Source organism: Bacillus cereus group sp. N6 (assembly GCF_016483705.1).
Taxonomy (GTDB): Bacteria; Bacillota; Bacilli; order Bacillales; family Bacillaceae_G; genus Bacillus_A; species Bacillus_A wiedmannii.
On the sequence record NZ_JAEHBI010000172.1, the window covers coordinates 1 to 1,054 of the forward strand.

The following is a 1,054-nucleotide window of genomic DNA, read 5'->3' on the forward strand; positions in this document are numbered from 1 at the left end:
TTTCAATACTGGTTGCGCTTATACGAACTCCATGGAGAAGAAGGTTTACACGAGGTCTATACAAATTACACCGTAGAGTTTAAACTAGACGTACTAAATTTTATGGCTCAATCGGGTATATCGTTAATGGATACAGCGGCTATATTCATGATTCCTTCTTTTACAACGGTTTATCAATGGAAGAAGCAATTTGAAGTAGGTGGCTTAGATGCCCTTGAACCAAAGAAAAAGGGGCGTCCATCCATGAAAAATAAAAGCACAAAACATGATACGAAAAAAATTCCGGCAGAAGGTTCAGTTGAAGCGTTACAAGCTGAATTAGAACGCTTACGTATGGAAAATGCGTATTTAAAAAAGTTGAATGCCTTAGTTCAAAACAAGGAAAAATCACCAGACAAGACAAGGCACAAGTAGTCTATGAATTAAGGCGTGAGTTTCAAGTGAAAGAATTAGTACAGTTAGCGGGTATCCCTCGAAGCACATATTACTTTTATGTAAAACAAATGGATAGAATCGATCCAGATGCCGATTTAAAAGTAGAAATTAAAGCGATTTATGATGAACATGAAGGTCGTTATGGATATCGTCGTATTCGTGATGAATTAGCCAATCGCAATCAAATAGTGAATCACAAAAAAGTGCAACGAATTATGAAAGAGTTAGGTTTAAAATGTCTTGTACGTATGAAAAAATATAAATCTTATAAAGGAACAGTTGGTAAAATTGCACCTCATATTTTAAAGCGTAATTTTACGGCAGATGCGCCAAATGAAAAATGGGTAACCGATATTACGGAATTTAAATTATTTGGTGAGAAACTTTATTTATCACCTGTATTAGACTTGTATAATGGTGAAATCATTACCTATACAATTGGCTCTAGACCGACGTATTCACTTGTTTCAGAAATGTTAGAGACCGCATTAGAATGTTTACCTGAAAATCACCAACTATTGATGCATTCAGATCAAGGTTGGCATTATCAAATGAAACAGTACCGTCACACATTACAAGAAAGAGGTATCGTACAAAGTATGTCTCGTAAAGGCAACTG

The 1,054-nt window shown here is 35.4% G+C and carries 1 pseudogene; it reads left to right on the forward strand.

The annotated features are described in order from the left end of the window. Window positions 1-1,054 (forward strand): annotated as a pseudogene (locus tag JDS99_RS30695) (IS3 family transposase); the annotation flags it as partial.